This is a genomic window from Asticcacaulis sp. P2_C5 (assembly GCF_056404555.1).
The window spans coordinates 54188-70238 of record NZ_JBFUDU010000004.1 but is presented as its reverse complement, the minus strand read 5'-3'; the positions used below and the strand labels follow the sequence as shown (position 1 = coordinate 70238).

14 protein-coding genes are annotated in these 16051 nt (G+C 61.3%); 5 read left to right on the top strand and 9 right to left on the bottom strand.

Annotated features, from left to right (window positions below; genetic code table 11):
* The first annotated feature begins 32 nt into the window (after positions 1-32).
* A complete protein-coding gene (locus AC1DXO_RS08445; RefSeq protein ID WP_476977683.1) occupies positions 33-692 on the top strand; it encodes a hypothetical protein in 660 nt (219 codons plus the stop codon).
* On the opposite strand, the gene AC1DXO_RS08440 is transcribed toward AC1DXO_RS08445, so the two are convergent.
* On the bottom strand, positions 689-1564 hold the full coding sequence (locus AC1DXO_RS08440) for a mechanosensitive ion channel family protein (protein ID WP_476977968.1): 876 nt from the start codon (positions 1562-1564) through the stop codon (positions 689-691). The genes AC1DXO_RS08445 and AC1DXO_RS08440 overlap by 4 nt on opposite strands.
* Positions 1564-2028: a tRNA adenosine(34) deaminase TadA gene (gene tadA / locus AC1DXO_RS08435; RefSeq protein WP_476977682.1), complete on the bottom strand. Its 465-nt coding sequence runs from the start codon at positions 2026-2028 to the stop codon at positions 1564-1566. The genes AC1DXO_RS08440 and tadA overlap by 1 nt, the downstream gene beginning before the upstream one ends.
* An 87-nt stretch (positions 2029-2115) precedes the next feature.
* Here tadA and AC1DXO_RS08430 point away from each other — a divergent pair, with 87 nt between their 5' ends.
* Entirely contained in the window at positions 2116-4347 is a 2232-nt protein-coding gene (locus AC1DXO_RS08430) for a pseudouridine synthase (protein ID WP_476977681.1), read from the top strand.
* 9 nt (positions 4348-4356) lie between these two features.
* Positions 4357-4932 (top strand): 16S rRNA (guanine(966)-N(2))-methyltransferase RsmD, encoded by a 576-nt coding sequence (rsmD, locus tag AC1DXO_RS08425; protein ID WP_476977680.1) that lies wholly within the window; start codon positions 4357-4359, stop codon positions 4930-4932.
* 482 nt (positions 4933-5414) lie between these two features.
* Here the strand turns inward: rsmD and mutL are convergent, their stop codons facing one another.
* The 5 genes from mutL to ileS all read right to left on the bottom strand — a co-directional run bounded on the left by mutL (position 5415) and on the right by ileS (position 12718).
* The gene (mutL, locus tag AC1DXO_RS08420; protein WP_476977679.1) at positions 5415-7346 is read right to left on the bottom strand and encodes a DNA mismatch repair endonuclease MutL; all 1932 of its coding nucleotides are present in this window, start codon (positions 7344-7346) and stop codon (positions 5415-5417) included.
* A 339-nt stretch (positions 7347-7685) separates the two neighbouring features.
* On the bottom strand, positions 7686-8471 hold the full coding sequence (locus tag AC1DXO_RS08415) for a methyltransferase domain-containing protein (protein WP_476977678.1): 786 nt from the start codon (positions 8469-8471) through the stop codon (positions 7686-7688).
* 101 nt (positions 8472-8572) lie between these two features.
* Entirely contained in the window at positions 8573-9130 is a 558-nt protein-coding gene (locus AC1DXO_RS08410; RefSeq protein WP_476977677.1) for a DUF3035 domain-containing protein, read from the bottom strand.
* 83 nt (positions 9131-9213) lie between these two features.
* Positions 9214-9747 (bottom strand): signal peptidase II, encoded by a 534-nt coding sequence (gene lspA, locus AC1DXO_RS08405; RefSeq protein ID WP_476977676.1) that lies wholly within the window; start codon positions 9745-9747, stop codon positions 9214-9216.
* The gene (gene ileS, locus AC1DXO_RS08400; protein ID WP_476977675.1) at positions 9740-12718 is read right to left on the bottom strand and encodes an isoleucine--tRNA ligase; all 2979 of its coding nucleotides are present in this window, start codon (positions 12716-12718) and stop codon (positions 9740-9742) included. The genes lspA and ileS overlap by 8 nt, the downstream gene beginning before the upstream one ends.
* Positions 12719-12966: 248 nt before the next feature.
* Here ileS and AC1DXO_RS08395 point away from each other — a divergent pair, with 248 nt between their 5' ends.
* Together AC1DXO_RS08395 and AC1DXO_RS08390 are read left to right on the top strand one after the other, a co-directional pair.
* Complete coding sequence (locus tag AC1DXO_RS08395) at positions 12967-13584, top strand: GyrI-like domain-containing protein (RefSeq protein WP_476977674.1); 618 nt, start codon at positions 12967-12969, stop codon at positions 13582-13584.
* Positions 13585-13738: 154 nt separating this feature from the next.
* Positions 13739-14125, top strand: coding sequence for a hypothetical protein (locus AC1DXO_RS08390; protein ID WP_476977673.1), 387 nt, complete (start codon positions 13739-13741; stop codon positions 14123-14125).
* 353 nt (positions 14126-14478) lie between these two features.
* Here the strand turns inward: AC1DXO_RS08390 and ribF are convergent, their stop codons facing one another.
* On the bottom strand, positions 14479-15507 hold the full coding sequence (gene ribF / locus AC1DXO_RS08385; protein ID WP_476977672.1) for a riboflavin biosynthesis protein RibF: 1029 nt from the start codon (positions 15505-15507) through the stop codon (positions 14479-14481).
* A complete protein-coding gene (locus tag AC1DXO_RS08380; RefSeq protein WP_476977671.1) occupies positions 15504-15932 on the bottom strand; it encodes a MaoC family dehydratase in 429 nt (142 codons plus the stop codon). Before AC1DXO_RS08380 ends, ribF begins: the two co-directional genes overlap by 4 nt.
* Positions 15933-16051: the final 119 nt, after the last annotated feature.

The window sequence follows — 16051 nt, the reverse complement described above, 5'->3', positions numbered from 1 at the left end:
TGCCCGATCTTCAGATTTCGGGATTCCCTGCCATGCGTATCTATTACCTCGCGGCTGCCGCCGCCCTCGTTATCTTCCCTCTTGCAACGGCCGCTCAGGCCGCCGAAGACCCCGAAATCGGTGCCCGCGCCAGCACCCTGGGTGTAGGTGTCTGGGCCGGCGTCAAGGTCGCGCCGCACATCCGCCTGCGCGGAATCGTCAACGGCCTGAACGTCAGCTACGACGATAATGTCGATGACGTCGACTATAAGGGCGACCTCAAATTGGGGTCGGCCGGGCTGCAGGCGGATTTCTTCCCGCTCGATGAAGGCCCCCTCTATCTGACGGCGGGGTTATACGCCAATGGTAACAAGATTGGCGCCACGGCGACGCCGTCAAGCAATACCAACATCGGCGGTACGACCTACACGCCGTCCGAAATCGGCACGCTCGACATGAAGGCCAAGTACAAGAGCTCGGCGCCGTACCTGGGTGTGGGCGCGGAATGGAGCCTCTATCCGGCGGTCATTAATCTGGAAGCTGGCGCCTATTTCCAGGGCCAGCCCGACGTTACCCTGACCTCCAATGGCACCCTGGCCAGCAACCCGGCCTATCAGTCGTCTCTGGAGCAGGAACGCAAGAATACCGAGGACGATCTTAAGGGGACCGGCACCTGGCCTGTCGTCAGCATCGGCGTCGGTTTCCGCTTTTAGTCCTTATTTATCGAAACCTGATGCGGGTAGGGGATGTCTATACCTGCCGCATCGAGGGCCGTCTTGATATCGACGATTAACCGTGTGCGCGCGACCAGGGCATGCGACGGCATGACCCAGACGGCGACGCGCAGGGTAATGCCGCTGGCCGCGAAGTCGTGAACCGCCACCCACGGCTCGGGCGCTTCCATCAGATCCGGCTGGGCCTTGGCGACCTCGAGCAGGCGCGCCATGGCGGCCGTCAGGTCCGTGGCGTAACCGACATCGAACCGCACCTCGACGCGGATCGCGCCATTGGTCGTGACATTGCTGATTTCGTTGGCGAAGACCTTGCTGTTGGGTACATAGACGCGGACATTGTCGAGATTGTCGATCTCGGTGCTGAACAGGCCGAGACGCCGGACGCGCCCCTGGACTTCGCCGATCTTGACCGAGTCGCCGATGCGGTAGGGCTTGGTGAACAGGATCATCAGACCCGACGCAACATTGCCCAGTGTGCCCTGCAGCGCCAGGCCGATCGACAGCGAGGCGGCGCCCAGCACGGTAATAAAGGACGCTGTCTCGATACCCAGCCGGTTCATCACGGCGACAAAGCCGAGCGTCAGGATCATCCACCGTGCCACCTGAGACAGAAACAGCGGCAAGGTACGGTCAGCGTCGTTCTGCACAAAGCGCCTGGCCAGGTTCTTGGCGCCGTTCGACACCCAGCGCGAGATGAACAGGGTGACGATCAGGATGGCCAGGGCCGAGGCGGCATTGGTCATGAAGCCGGAGGTATGGTCGATATGCGACCACCAGGTCTTGGCTTCGCCGGCGGTGTCGTTGAGAAAGGGCTGCAAACCCTTCAGGTTGGCAGTCGAAAGCAGGGCCATCACGATTTGCGCCTCTGTTTGAAAAAGTCCTTCAGCAAGGTCGAACTTTCGTTCGCCAGAATGCCGGACGACACCTCCGGCCGCCAGTGGCAGGTCGGCTGGGCGAAGAATTTCGGGCCATGATCGACCGCGCCGCCCTTGGCGTCAGGGGCGCCGTAGACCAGCCTGGCAATACGGGCATGCGAGATGGCGCCGGCGCACATGGCGCAGGGTTCCAGAGTCACATACATCGAAAGCCCTGTCAGGCGGTAATTGCCGACGGCCTGGCCGGCGGCGCGCAGGGCGATGATTTCGGCGTGGGCACAGGGGTCGTTAAGCCTGATTGGCGAATTTCTTGCCGTCACCACAACAGTTTTACTTGACGGATCGAAGATTAGAGCGCCAATCGGCACCTCGCCAGACTGGGCCGCCAAGCGTGCCTGGTCTAAAGCCGTTTGCATCAAGGATTCGTCATCGTGCGCCATGCCGCCAGATGACGGGACACGAAGCAGGCGTCAAGTAAAAAGGCCCTCATCCGATACCTTGGCCAAATTCTATAGAAAGTCATACCCGTGACCCAAGACAGTAACGCTGGAGAGCGTGACGAACCCCAGGTGCAACACACCGAGATGGAAACCCCCGAGGCGCCCCGCGAACTGACCCCGCGCGAGATAGCCCAGGCCCGCGAGGCCCAGGAAATCGCCGACGGCCATCGCTACCAGACCCAGGAATTCCGCGACGCCCGTGAGGCGCAAAAGCCGGTGTCGGACCGCAAGAAGGCGCGCGATGACGCCAAGGCCGGCGGTGGAAAGAAGGATGGGCCCAAAAAGGATATGCCGGCCAAGGCCACGGAACGCATCGCCAAGGTCTTGGCGCGCGCCGGCCTGGCGTCGCGCCGCGAAGTTGAACGCCTGATCGGCCTGGGCAAGATCGCCGTCAATGGCCGCATCCTGGAGACCCCAGCGGTCCTGGTGTCGTCGGCCGATGTCATCACGGTCGACGGCCAGCAGATCGGCAAGGCCGATGCGACCCGCCTTTGGCGCTATCACAAGCCGGTCGGGCTGATCACCACCCATTCGGACCCGCAAGGCCGTCCAACCCTGTTTGAAAAGCTGCCGCAGGACCTGCCGCGCGTCATCAGCGTCGGCCGCCTTGATCTCAATTCCGAAGGCCTGCTGCTGCTGACCAATGACGGTGAACTGGCGCGCGCGCTGGAAAAGCCGTCGTCGGGCTGGGTGCGGCGCTATCGTGTCCGCGCACTGGGTAATACGTCCCAGGCCCGCCTCGACAGTCTGAAGGCCGGCACCACGGTCGACGGGGTGATCTACGGCCCCATGGAAGCATCGCTCGACAAGGTGGCCGAAAAGGCCGACGGCCGCGCCAATGTCTGGCTGACGGTCGCCATCACCGAAGGCAAGAACCGCGAAGTCCGCAAGGTGCTGGAATCGATCGGACTGAAGGTCAACCGCCTGATCCGCCTGGCTTATGGTCCTTTCCTCCTCGGCAATCTCGAATCGGGTGAAGTCGAGGAAGTCGGCCCACGCGTCATCCGCGAACTGCTGGCCGACGTTGTGCCGCTGAAGAACCTGCCGCCGGAAGGTGCGTCGCAGACTCAAGGCGCACCGCGCGAGCGGGCCGGTGAGGCTGTTCAGGGACGAAGGGGCGGCGGCGACCGCTTCAAGTCGGACCGGCCGTCATTTGACAGATCAGGGGGAGATCGGCCGCGCGGTGAGCGCAGCTTTGCCGACAAGCCATTCAGCGCCAAACCACGCGAAGATGGGCCACGCGGTGAGGGGCCGCGTGGCAAGCCGGGCTTTGCCGAAAAGCGCGAGTACAAGGAACGCGATTTCGACCAGCGCCCGCGCTTCGAAGGCGATGGCGAGGCGCGCGACCGTAAGCCTGAAGCGGCCGGTGATTTCAAGCCGCGCTTCGACCGCGAACGTCCGGCGCGTGACGGCGACCGTCCCGCCTACGCCAAGAAGCCTTATGCGCCACGCAGCGGCGGCGAGGGTGAACGCAAGTCCTATCCCGCCAAGCCGCGCTTCGATCGTGCCGCCGGTGGAGATGCGCGTTCGACCTATACACCGCGTCCCGACCGTGCCGGCCAGGGCGAGCGCAGCGACCGCAACAAACCGGCCTATGGCGATCGTCCGGCGCCGCGCAAGACCTATGGCGCACGCGACGAGAGCAGCGCACCGAGGTCGGGCGAAGCGGGCGCCTATGAACGTGCCAAGCGTGAATTCGGCCCCCGTCCTGCCCGGGACGGTGCCAGCGACAAGCCGGCTTACAAGAAGCCTTATGCTCCGCGCGACAACGCCGAAAGCGGTGAGCGCCGGTCCTATATCAAGCCGTTCCGCGCCGATCGTCCGCAAGGTGACCGGCCGTCAGGTAGCGGCGATGCCCGTTCCAGCTACACCCCGCGCCCCGAGCGCAGCGGTGAAGGCGGCGGTTACAAGAAGCCCTACGACAAGAAGCCTTATGCGTCGCGCGATGGCGGCGACAAACCGGCCTACGCTAAAAAGCCCTATGCCGATCGCGGCGAGGGCGGCGCACGTCCGTTCAACCGCGAACGTCCCGCGCGGGACGGCGACAAGCCTGCCTATGCCAAGAAGCCGTATGCTTCTCGTGACGGCGCGTCCAGCGGCGACCGCAAGGCCTATGGCGGAGGGCCGAAATCCTCGGCGCCCCGTGGCAACTTCAGCAAAGGCCCCCGTCCGGATGGTCCCCGTTCTGATGGCCCGCGTCCCGGCGGCCCCCGTCCTTCCGGACCGCGCCCGTTCAACCGCAAGCCGCGCGACGCGTAAGGCGCTTCGATGCGTATTATCGGCGGTGAGTACAAGGGCAGGGCCATAACCACGCCGGATGGGCAGACAACCCGTCCGACGTCCGACAGGGCGCGCGAGGCCATCTTCAACATCCTGGCCCATGCCGACTGGGCGCCGGATATCGAAGGTGCGCGCGTGCTTGACATGTTTGCCGGCTCGGGCGCCCTGGGCTTCGAAGCCCTGTCGCGTGGTGCGGCCTTCTGCCTGTTCGTCGAAACCGACGAAGCCGCCCGTGGCGCAATTCGGGACAATGTCGAAACCTTCGGTCTTTTTGGCACGACGCGCATTCATCGCCGGGACGCGACGCAGATCGGAGCCCGTCCCGGGCCTGACAGCGACGTTTTTGATCTCGTTTTTCTCGATCCACCCTACCGCAAAGGCTTGGGAGAGAAGGCTTTGAGTGCACTTGCGAACGGTAACTGGTTGTCAAAAAACGCCACAATCGTCTTCGAAAGGGCCGCCGACGAGGATGATTTTGTCACAGACCTGTGGGAAATAAACAACGTTAAAATCTACGGTGCAGCCCAGGTTTTATTTCTGAAACAAAAAATTTTTATTTCTTAAGTTTTTGATTTTTATTAGAAATTTATGCGGTTTTTCCGTCATAGTGGTAAATTTAACCCACGGTTAAATATTTCGTATTGACGGGTGAGCCGTCTTATCCACAATATGTCCTTAACAAGGCGTAAATAATAAGCAAGGCATAAAACTTGCTGCGTCAGTAGCGTACCACTTAAAAAAAATTAGGGGTGATGTGATGGACTATCAAGCGGCTCACGCGGTTAAGACGAAGACGTCGAAGCGTCGACCCGACGCGCTGAAACTCCTGCTTATTGCAGGACTTAGCGTGCAGGCCTGGGGTGTCGTGATGGGGTTAGGCCTCATCATTCTGAATCTGACTCACTGATTTCATACGTGCCTGCGATCGTTTCGTTCGCAGGTTTTTTTATGAAATCTTTATGTCGATAGTAAAGGGACGCTGTCAAAAGCGTCCCTTGATGATTTGCCGGGCGTGATGATGTCGGCAGCGACAGAAGTCGCGGCGCCTACCGCCGTCCGAACAGCTTTTCGATATCTTTGAGCTTCAGCTCGACATAGGTCGGCCGGCCGTGGTTGCACTGGCCGGAATGTGGCGTCGCCTCCATCTGGCGCAGCAGGGCATTCATTTCCTCACCGGTCAAACGCCGGCCCGAGCGCACGCTGTGCCGGCAGGCGTGATCGCCGCAAATCTCCGCCATTCGCTCCTTGAGCGCCAAAAGTTCGCCGTGTTCGGTCAGGTCGTCGACCAGGTCGCGCACCAGGCCGGATATGTCGCAGTCGCCCAGCAGGACCGGGATATCGCGGATCAGGACGCTGGTTGGACCGAAGGCCTCGACGCCCAGCCCCATCTCGGCCAGGTCATCGCGGCGGGTCATTAACCGGGCCACTTCCTCGCGCTCGAGATCGACAATCTCCGGAATCAGCAGGCTCTGGCTCAATACCTGCCCCTGGGCCATGGCGACCTTCATCTGCTCATAAACCAGGCGTTCGTGGGCGGCGTGCTGGTCGACAATGATCAGGCCATCACTGGTCTGGGCGATGACATAGGTTTCGTGAATCTGTGCCCGGGCGGCGCCCAGCGGGAAGGTGTCTACCATTGTACTAACCGGTTCCGGGCGTTCCAGGACGCCAGAAACGCCGCCAGAAACGCCGCCAGAAACGCCGGATGAGAAGCCGGGGGCAAACCCTTCGGAAACGCCGCTCGCATAAGGTTGCACATGTGTTGTATCATGCTCGACGCGACCAGCCGGATAAAAGGTGGCGGGTTCAGGTGCGGCCATGGGCATGTCAGGGCTGAGCCAGGGACGTACAGCGGCAATCTGCGACGGTGTCGGCCGGTTCAGATTGAGCACCGGTTGGAAAGCTTCGGGCCGAAAGCCGGTGATCGCGGTCTGGGCCACGGTCGTGGCGGCGCGGTGGCCGGCCGAGGCCAGGGCGTGTTTCAACGCTCCGATGATCAGGCCGCGCACCAGGTTGGGATCGCGAAAGCGCACCTCGGCCTTGGCGGGATGGACGTTGACGTCGAGGTCCTGCGGGTCGATCTCGACGAACAGGGCGGCCAGGGGGTGACGGTCGCGTGCCAGGAAGTCGGCATAGGCGGCGCGCAGGGCGCCGGTCAGCAGCTTGTCGCGCACCGGCCGGTTATTGACGAACAGGTACTGATGCATGGCATTGCCGCGCGAAAAGGTCGGCAGGCCGGCATAACCCGTCAGGCGCACATCTTCGCGTCCCTGGTCGATCAGCAGGGCATTGTCGGCGAAATCGGCGCCCAATATGGCCGACAGCCGGCGCAGGCGGCCGTCGAAGCCCGGATGCTCGCCATAGAGCTTGAGCACGCGCTTGCCATCCAGTTCGAGCGTAAAGCCGACCCCCTCGTGGGCCATGGCCTGGCGCTTGACCTCCTCGGCGATCGCCATGTTTTCGGCGCGCTCGGACTTCATGAATTTCAGCCGGGCCGGCGTGGCGTAGAACAGGTCGCGCAGGTCGATCCGCGTGCCGTGGTCGCCGCCGAAGGCTGCGGGCTTCAGGCCGGATGTAGCGCCGCCATCGACATCGATGCCCAGCGCCTGGCTGGCTTCCCGCGGCTTGGAGACGATGTTGAGACGGGCAACCGAGCCCATGGAGGGCAGGGCTTCGCCACGGAAACCCAGGGTCTGGATGTGCAGCAGGTCCCAGGTGCCGTCGTCCTGGGGCTTGAGTTTCGACGTGGCGTGGCGTTCGACGGCCAGTTCCAGGTCGGGCCCGGCCATGCCTGAGCCGTCATCCTCAATCAGGATGCGCGACAGCCCACCCTGTTCGGCACGGATATCGATATGGCGCGCGCCGGCGTCTATGGCGTTTTCGACCAGTTCCTTGACCGCCGAGGCGGGGCGTTCGACGACCTCGCCGGCGGCGATGCGGTTGATGGTATCCTGGGGAAGACGCTGTATCTGGGCCATAGGCCTAATATAGGCGGAGTCGGCGCAAATGTCTTGCCGTGCAGTGATAAGCATCGGCGACTATTTCGATAGCGTTATCGGCGTTTCATTGAGTCAGACAGTGGAATTTTTGGCCACGAAAAACACGAAAAAACGAAAAGCACGAACAGTGGCTGAAACATCGCGCCCGAAGGGCAATCGGTAGTGAGGCCTCTTCGTTGACATAGGGCGCTTCGCGCGGTCGTATCCGCTTCTCTCGTTCGTGCTTTTCGTTTTTTCGTGTTTTTCGTGGCCAAAAATTCCACTGTCGAAGATAGGAGGCGCTGATTTGCACCAGCCCCTCCTTGTCTCGTCTCCGATTTACGGCTTTTTGAACACCAGGGCAAAGCGGTCCGTATGACCGCGAATGCTGTCGTCGAACACATTCTTGCTGTGGTCGTCCGTCGTGTTCGACAGCACGGGATCATCAGCGACCAACACAAAGCCGGCCGCAGCAAAGTCATTCAGCACCGTCTTCTTTTCGATACGGTGCAGCGTATTGGTGGCGGTCGACCCGACGCCGGTCGCCGTATTGTGATCGGTCACAATGACGAGGCCGCCGGGCTTCAGCGTCGCCTTCAGCGATCCCAGGACCTTGGCCGAGTCGTGGCCGTCGAAATTATAGGTATCGTGATAGATCATGCCCAGGAAGGCGACGTCATACAGTGTCGCGGGCACGGGCAGCTTGTCGAAATCGGCCTGGACCAGGTGGATATTCGGCCGCGCCGCCGCCATGGCCTGACGGCCGGGCAGGGCGTTGAACTTGACGTCCCATTCTTCCGGATCGTGCGAATCGACCGAACCATCGCACACGGCGGCGGACAGCAGCATCGACGAATAGCCGCCACCGGCGCCCAGATCGAGCACATGATCGCCCGGCTTGACGTAGGACAGGAAGAAGCCAACCTCGGCGTGGCGTGCCTCATCGCGTTCGCGCTGCTTGGCCGGACGGTCGGCACGCGCGAAGGCAGCATCGACCCGGCTGGCGACCGTGGCATCGGCGGCGCACTCGGGCGCGGCTGCGAATACGGGGGCAGCCGTGAATCCTAAGGACATGACGCCCAAAGACAGGACAAGGCTAAGAGCGGTGAGACGCAGAGACAACATGGCATCCTCCAGTATGTTTGGCAGCAAAAAAGGCGTCCCGACGGAACGCCTTTTTCACGATATTCTCAAGTTACAAACCGGCAATAATCGCCGTCTGGACCCTACAGGCCGGGCAGCTTGAACTTCTTGTCCTGCTTCTGCGCGATGACGATCGGCTGATCACCGACCAGAGCCTTCAGGCGCGCTTCTTCAGCGGCCGCATCGACCGGAGCGACCTCGTTGCCGACATTGGTATTGGCGCCGGCGACGGTGACATCCTTCTTTTTCCAGAACATGACCGAGTCGGCAAAGCTGGCGTCCTTATAGGCCAGGTCGCCAAATTCGTCGTCGACGACATAGCGCGCCAAGGGATCGGCTTTGTCGGCGCCGGCCTGGGCGGCGAACAACTGTTCGCCCTGCGAGCGGTTGACCGAGTCACGCTGGCCCAGCAGGGCCTGACGGGCGGCGCTTTCCGGTTGCAGTTCCTGCGGACGCGGCTCGCCGGGCGAGGGCGGACGCAGGGCGTAGTCCGGCGGCACGACCAGGGGCGCCTTGGTGACGACGCGGAATTCATCGGGCACGACCTTGTTCAGACCGAGCGCATTCTTGGTGGACTCGCAACCCGACAGGCTAACCGCCGCCAAAATTGCCAAGCCTGCCGCGACCTTAAGCGACTTCATTCGTATGCTCCATATGCCCCCGTCACAGGCTTAACGGCCCGGACGAAGGAGTGATACTTGTTTTATCCGCCCCTGCCAAGGGGTTAACCTTGCGTGCCGGCCTTTGCGCTCTGCTCGGCCCGGTAAAAATACCACAGCAGCAGGGCGATGCCGATACAGATGGCGCTGTCGGCGACATTGAAGACCCACGGGAACATCAAACCCGAAAAGTCGAGAAAGTCGACCACAGACCCCAAACGGACACGATCGATGGCGTTGCCGATGGCGCCGGCGGCGATCAGACCGAAGGCAACACCCAGCAACGGCCGCTGAACCCTGAACACGATCCAGGTCAAAAGCCCCGCCACGACCAACTGAAACAGCGTCAAAACCCAGCGCATGATCCCGCCGGAATTCAACAGACCGAAACTGATCCCGTCATTATGCACCATGCTGAGCGCAAAGAAGGGCAAAATCTTGACGCTGCCGTGTAAGGGCAGATTTAATCCGTACAGAATCCACGCCTTCGAGGCCTGATCGGCCACGACGATCAGCGGAATGATCCAGAACAACTTAAGGCCCAACTGGCTTACCGGTTTGCGCAACTCGGCGCGCAGGGTCTCGATCGTCTCAGGCATGCACCACACTCGTATCCATACGCGTCTGTTGGGCGTCCCAGGCGGCGACGGCTTCGGCGTCGCGCAGGGACAGGTCGGGGTAGCGGGGATCGCTGCCGACTTCGGGCAGGATGCGCCATGAACGCTGGCATTTGCGGCCTTCGGCAAGGGCGAATTCGACCGCCACGGTGGCAATGCCGTCGAGACGGAAGGCGTGATCCGGCGCGGTATGGTAGCTGAGCGTCGCCTGCGAGGTGCGGAAAACCTCGGCGGCGTCAATGCCATCGAAGGCGTCGAGCAGGCCCGCGTCGGCGAGATAGACAACGGGCGCGGCCTCGAGGGCCGAGCCGATCACCTTGTCACGGCGCTTTTCCTCCAGCGCGGCGGTGACCACCGACAGGACGGTTTCGATCTTGGCCCAGCGGTCGGCCTCGCGGCTGTTGGTCCAGCTGTCGGGCACGGCGTCCAGTACGCGGAACAGGTTGGCCGGGCTGTCCGGGAAGCGGCTGGTCCATGCCTCTTCGGCGGTAAAGGTCATGATCGGCGCCAGCCAGGCGGTCAGGCGGTCGAACAGGATGTTGAGCACGGTGCGGCAGGCGCGGCGGCGCACGGCATCCGGCTGGTCGCAATACAGGCTGTCCTTGCGGATATCGAAATAGAGGGCCGACAGGGTCTGCGAGCAGAATTCGCTGACCGGACGGATGACGGCGGCAAAGTCGTATACGTCATAGGCGTCGCGCACCTGCTGGTCGAGGCGATGAACCTCGTGCAGCACATAGCGTTCCAGCGATGGCATGTCCTGGTAGTCGACGGCCTCGGACGCGTCGTAACCCTTCAGCGCCCCGAGCAGGTAGCGCACGGTGTTGCGCAGCTTGCGATAGGCGTCGACCGTCGTTTGCAGGATCTCTTTGCCGATGCGCAGGTCTTCGGAATAGTCCGACAGGCTGACCCACAGGCGCAGGATCTCGACGCCGAACTCTTTGGCGATGTCCTGTGGCGGGACAACATTGCCCTTGGCTTTCGACATTTTCTCGCCATTCTTGTCGAGGACGAAGCCGTGAGTCAGCACGCCCTTATAGGGGGCGACGCCGCGCGTGCCGCAGCTTTCGAGCAGGGACGACTGGAACCAGCCACGATGCTGGTCCGAGCCTTCGAGATAGAGGTCGGCCGGCCACGCCGATCCGACGCGATCCTCAATGGTGAAGGCGTGGGTCGAACCGGAATCGAACCAGACATCTAGGATGTCGGCGATCTTTTCAAAGTTGGCCGGGTCGTAGCCATTGCCGAGGAAATCGCTGTCAGGGCGGGTGAACCAGGCGTCGGCGCCGTCCGCGGCGATCAGGTCGGTGATGCGCTTATTGACGGCTTCGTCGCGCAGCGGCTCCCCGGTCGCCTTGTCGACATACATGGCCAAGGGCGTACCCCAGTTGCGCTGGCGGCTGATCAGCCAGTCGGGACGACTTTCGACCATACCTGCAATGCGGTTGCGGCCGCCTTCGGGGTAAAATTGTGTGGCGTGGATGGCGCGCATCGCCTTTTCTCGCAAGGAGTCTGCAGCCGGCTCGCCGCCATCCATGCGGATAAACCACTGCGGCGTATTTCTAAAGATCACGGGGGCCTTGGAGCGCCAGGAGTGCGGATAGGAATGTTCGACCCGGCCACGGGCCAGCAGATTGCCGGCGGCGATCAGCTTTTCCATGACCGCACCGTTGGCCGGACCGAACTTGCCGGCCTTCTTGCCGTCGACCTCCAGCACCTGCAGCCCGCCGAACAGCGGGACGTGCGGGTAGTAGGCGCCGTCGGGATCGACCGTGTCGGGGATGGTGTCGAGCGAACGCCCGGACTTCAGCCACACCAGGTAGTCGTCGGCGCCGTGACCGGGCGCGGTATGGACAAAGCCCGTACCGGCTTCGTCCGTGACGTGGTCGCCGGCCAGCATGGGAACGTCGAAGCCATAGCCTGCATCGATTTCAGCCAGGGGGTGACGCAGGATCAAAGCGCCCAGCACGTCGGGCGGCAGGTCGACAAGCTTGGTCCACGCCGTCGCATTGGCGGCGGTCAGGACGGATTGGGCCAAGTTGTCGGCCAGGATCAGGCGGTCGCCGGCCATGGCCCATGGCGCGAAACCGAGATCGGCTTCGGACTTCACCGTGCCGACCTCATAGACCGAATAGTTGATCTTCGGGTTGAAGCTGACGGCGCGGTTGGCGGGGATGGTCCACGGCGTAGTCGTCCAGATAACGACGCTGGCATCCTTCAGGTTATCGTATTCGGCGTCGGCGTTCTCCCATTCGCCTGGCACGACGGGGAACTTCACCCAGATTGTGGGAGAGGTATGGGGATGATATTCGACCTCGGCATCGGCCAGTGCCGTGCGCTCGACCGGCGACCACATGACGGGCTTGGATCCGCGATAAAGCTGGCCCGACATCAGGAACTTGTGGAACTCGGCCGTCACCTTGGCTTCGGTGGCGAAATCCATGGTGGCGTAACGCTCGTCCCATTCGCCCAGCACACCCAGGCGCTTGAACTCTTCGCGCTGGACGCCGATCCACTCGGCCGCATAGTCGCGGCAGGCCTTGCGGAACTCGGCCGCCGGGACCTCGTCCTTCTTGCGGCCCTTGGCGCGGAACTGTTCTTCGATCTTCCATTCGATCGGCAGGCCGTGGCAGTCCCAGCCGGGGACGTAGTCGACGTCGTAGCCCAGGAGGAATTTCGAGCGGACGACGAAGTCCTTGAGGATCTTGTTCAGCGCATGGCCGATATGGATATTGCCATTGGCATAGGGCGGGCCGTCGTGCAGCACGAACAGCGGCGCATTGGCCGCCTGGCGCGCCTTGCGTACAGCATGATACAGATCGGCCTCTTCCCATTTTTTCAGCATTTCGGGCTCGGCCTTGGGCAGGCCGGCGCGCATGGGAAAATCGGTTTGCGGCAGGAAGACGGTGTCGCGATAATCGCGGGCGGCAGATGGGGATTCGTTTTCGAGCATGTTCATTCAGGTCGGGTATGAGTGTGTCGGCAATAGGGCAGGGCAAAACTCCCGGCGCGGCCCGAAACGTTCAGGGCGCACCGGGCCTTAAATTCGTATAGTGGCCCGCAACTTCGACATGGCTTGGCTTTAACAGAGCGTGTTACGGCTGGCTAGGCAAAATATGGTGTTCAGGACGGCAATAAACCTGCTGGCAGGTTTTGGCAGGAAGGGGGCCTATCTGTAGGTCAAAACAGGAGTGCCACATTATGTCAAAGATCGATTTCAAGACCGAATATAAGAGCCTGTACAGCGCGCCGCAGAAGGAATTTGCGCTGATCGAGGTGCCGCCGTTACCCTATCTGATGTTCGACGGTCACGGCAATCCGAACACGGCGCCCGTCTACCAGCAGGCGGTCGAAGCGCTCTATTCCCTGTCCTATACCTTGAAGTTCATGAGCAAACGCGCCTTCGACCGTGACTATGTCGTGGGGCCGCTGGAGGGTCTGTGGTGGGCAAAGGACATGACGGCCTTTACATCGGGCAGGAAGGACGACTGGTCCTGGACCATGATGATCCTGCAGCCGGAATGGATCGAGCCGGCGCATCTCGCCGCCGCCAAGTCGGAAGTGCTGATGAAAAAGGGCCTGCCGGGCGTCGAAGATGTACGCCTGGAAGTCCTGAATGAGGGCCTGTGCGCCCAGATCCTGCATGTTGGATCCTATGCCGATGAAGCGCCGACCCTGGCGCGGCTGCATAAGGAATGGCTGCCGGCCAATGGATTGAAAGAGACGGGGCATCATCACGAGATCTATCTCAGCGACCCGCGCAAGGTTGAGCCGGCAAAACTGAAAACCCTGCTGCGCCAGCCCGTAGAGCGGATTTAGGGAAGCGATTTCCCACAGATTGGCATTGGTGGCTTGTTCAGGGCGTTCCTGAATCCCTTGTAGGGCAAGGGTTACAAATGCTGACAGGTTCCAAATACGGCTCGACGTGCAGCCATATTCAGTTCATCCGTGCCTAAACCTCACGGAGTCCATCATGTCGCTCGTCTCGCTCTGCCGTACAATCGCCTGTGCTGGTTCCCTAAGCCTGGTCCTCGCAACTGGCCTCGCTACCGTCGCCCAGGCCAAGCCCAGTCCAAAGGAATGCGCTGTCACGGGCCTGTTGTTGGGTGACAAGGTCGCCGCCATGCAGGAAGCCTTGAAGCAATACAAGATTGCCTTGGGTGACAATCCATCGGCTGCCGATCAGGCCGATTATGACGACCTTGCCAAGACGGTCGATACGCTCGACACGCTTAGCGGCGGACTGGTCGCAATATATTTCGACGTAAACGACATGCCGACCTCGGAAGAACTGGCCGCGGGCAAGGATAGGACGCTTGACGATCTGGTCGATCAGGCCAATGCCTGCATCAGCGAATAGGCGGGCTGGCTGGATAAAGCGGCCGGTATTGAGGCAGGTGACGAGTTCGGCTACGGCGACACTGCGAAATTTTGAGGTTACAGCAATTTTCAACGCGGAAAGCGCCGAAAAGTCGGACAGACGCGGAAAAGGAAGATCCGGAAAAGGTTTCGTCCGAAGGGCTTTCATTCTTCGCAGGCTGCAACGCATACAAGAAGGCGCTTTCCCCTTCGCCAAAGCTTCGGGGAACAGGTCGCGCGATAGCAACAACACCCTGAATTTCTGCGTCTGTCCGACTTTTCGGCGCTTTCCGCGTTGAAAATTACCGTAGATTCAATTTGTAGCTTTACCGGAGTGCAGTGCGCTATCGATAATCAATCGCCGCCGTTCAGGGTTTCCGACCGACTGCACACCTCGCGGGCATAGGCTGCGTCTTTTTCGATCTGCGCCCGCAGTTCGGGGAACGATTCGAATTTCATTTCCGGCCGGATATATTCGATCAGGAAGACCTCGACAAATTGGCCGTAGGCATCCTCGTCGAAGTCGAACAGGTGCGTCTCGAACACTTCGGTCAAGCCATCGACCGTCGGGCGGTTGCCGATATTGCTGACGCCGCCGAACCAACGCCCGTCCTCAAAACGCGTTTCGGTAACGTAGACGCCGTATTTCGGCCGCTGATAGGGGCCCAGATCCATGTTCAAGGTCGGAAAACCGATCGTCCGACCCTTTTGTGCACCCAAGGCGACCTCGCCCAGAAAGCCCTGCGGCCTGCCCAGGATCGTCTCGACCGTCTTCAGGTCGGCGACCTTGAGCGCCTCGCGCACCGCCGTCGACGACAGCTTGTTGCCGACCGCGTCGGTCCGGCAATCGAGGATCGCCACCTCGAAGCCGTATTTTTCGCCATAGGCGATGAGATCCTTCGCCTTGCCGGCGCCCCGGGCGCCGAAGTTGAAGTCGAAACCGGCGCCGACAAAGGCGACCTTCAGGGCATCCTTCAGGACCTTTTTGGCAAAGTCCTCGGCGCTCATCCGCGCCAGGTTGTCATCGAAACGGATGATGACCGCGTAATCCATCTCCAGGCGATCGAACATGCGCGTCTGTTGCTGGATGCGGCTGAGACGGAAGGGCTCACTGTCGGGCTGGAAGAAGCTGTGCGGATGGGGATCGAAGAAGATGACCGTATGCGGCCCGACGACCGTCCGGTTCAGGGCCTGGTCCATGACCTGGAGGTGGCCGATATGGACGCCGTCGAAACTGCCGATCGAGGCGAAGCTGCCGGGCGGGATTTCTCCAAGCATCGACACCTCGCCGGTGTCGTCGATCCACAACTCGACGATCTCCATATTGCCGGGTGTCAACATGGTCCAGTGATAGCGCTGGTTGTCGAGTATATAGGGCTTCATGCCGCCGGCCTTTTCGGCGCGATGACCACGGCCGTACCGTCGACAAAGGTCTTGTTGCGGACCTTGACGACGGTGCTGAGCGTGACATGGCCGCTTTTCAGGTCGATGGCGATAATGGTCACGATGACGCTGACCTCGTCGCCCGGACGGACCGCGCGCTTGAAGTTGAGGCTTTGCGACACATAGATAGCGCCGCGGCCGGGCAGGTCGGACGCCAGGGTGGCCGATATATAGGCCCCCATCAGCATGCCGTGGGCGATGCGGCCCTTGAACGGCGAGGCTGCGGCAAAGTCCTCGTCGACATGGACCGGATTGTGATCGGTCGAGACATCGGCAAAGGCGCGGATCGCGGCGTCATCGACCGTGAAGATGCGCGAGGCGGTCTGTTCGAGGCTTAGTTCGTCAAGATAAAAGGCGTTGCTCATGAAACCTGCTTTAGGTGAACCATCGCGCAGTGCCAAGGGCTGCTGCGGGTTCGTCGATGAAATTTGTGCCGGGTTGAGACGCTTTTTCTGCAAAATCGTACAGAACTTTCACTATATTT

Coding starts and splice junctions, on each gene's coding strand:
- AC1DXO_RS08380 (WP_476977671.1), bottom strand. CDS start 15,932: ATGAGCAACGCCTTTTATCTTGACGAACTAAGCCTCGAACAGACCGCC.
- AC1DXO_RS08395 (WP_476977674.1), top strand. CDS start 12,967: ATGTCAAAGATCGATTTCAAGACCGAATATAAGAGCCTGTACAGCGCG.
- AC1DXO_RS08415 (WP_476977678.1), bottom strand. CDS start 8,471: ATGTTGTCTCTGCGTCTCACCGCTCTTAGCCTTGTCCTGTCTTTGGGC.
- mutL (WP_476977679.1), bottom strand. CDS start 7,346: ATGGCCCAGATACAGCGTCTTCCCCAGGATACCATCAACCGCATCGCC.
- AC1DXO_RS08390 (WP_476977673.1), top strand. CDS start 13,739: ATGTCGCTCGTCTCGCTCTGCCGTACAATCGCCTGTGCTGGTTCCCTA.
- lspA (WP_476977676.1), bottom strand. CDS start 9,747: ATGCCTGAGACGATCGAGACCCTGCGCGCCGAGTTGCGCAAACCGGTA.
- ribF (WP_476977672.1), bottom strand. CDS start 15,507: ATGAAGCCCTATATACTCGACAACCAGCGCTATCACTGGACCATGTTG.
- tadA (WP_476977682.1), bottom strand. CDS start 2,028: ATGGCGCACGATGACGAATCCTTGATGCAAACGGCTTTAGACCAGGCA.
- AC1DXO_RS08410 (WP_476977677.1), bottom strand. CDS start 9,130: ATGAAGTCGCTTAAGGTCGCGGCAGGCTTGGCAATTTTGGCGGCGGTT.
- AC1DXO_RS08445 (WP_476977683.1), top strand. CDS start 33: ATGCGTATCTATTACCTCGCGGCTGCCGCCGCCCTCGTTATCTTCCCT.
- AC1DXO_RS08440 (WP_476977968.1), bottom strand. CDS start 1,564: ATGGCCCTGCTTTCGACTGCCAACCTGAAGGGTTTGCAGCCCTTTCTC.
- ileS (WP_476977675.1), bottom strand. CDS start 12,718: ATGCTCGAAAACGAATCCCCATCTGCCGCCCGCGATTATCGCGACACC.
- rsmD (WP_476977680.1), top strand. CDS start 4,357: ATGCGTATTATCGGCGGTGAGTACAAGGGCAGGGCCATAACCACGCCG.